General features: G+C 60.0%; 1 protein-coding gene. It reads left to right on the top strand.

Annotation, left to right across the window (positions count from 1 at the left end; translation table 11 throughout):
* The coding region (locus CRD59_RS07730) for an alpha-glucosidase C-terminal domain-containing protein (protein WP_201736595.1) at positions 1-409 on the top strand (409 nt) is incomplete at its 5' end.
* Positions 410-438: the final 29 nt, after the last annotated feature.

The raw sequence follows: 438 nt of genomic DNA, 5'->3' as shown, positions 1-438 counted from the left end.
CTTTCATCTACCTCTCATCCGCACCTTTGGCCACGATCCAGAGCACGTCAATGTCGCCCGCCAGATGGACGACCCGTCCTCCTTGCTGGTGTGGACGCGTGCCATGCTCGGTATCCGCCGCCACCACCCCGTCTTTGGGACCGGCGAGTTCACCGATCTAGGCGGGCCGGACATGGCGGTGATGTCCTTCCTGCGTCACAACGAGCACGAAACGGTCCTGTGCATGGCTAACTTCTCCGATACTGAGCGGCTGGTTGCCCTTCACCTGCCACAATTCGCGGGCATGACGGGCTCTTCTCTCATCCATGGTCAGGACGCGCAACCAGTAAAAGCTGACGGAACACTGTCCGTACCGTTGTGGCCATATGGCTATCGATGGCTGCAAATGTCCCGCGAGGAGAGGTCATGACCGTTTGGGACGACGCCACCGTACGGGAA

The sequence above is a fragment of the Bifidobacterium xylocopae genome, from assembly GCF_003315615.1.
In the GTDB taxonomy this organism is placed as follows: domain Bacteria; phylum Actinomycetota; class Actinomycetes; order Actinomycetales; family Bifidobacteriaceae; genus Bombiscardovia; species Bombiscardovia xylocopae.
This window is presented reverse-complemented; position numbering and strand designations above follow the sequence as displayed.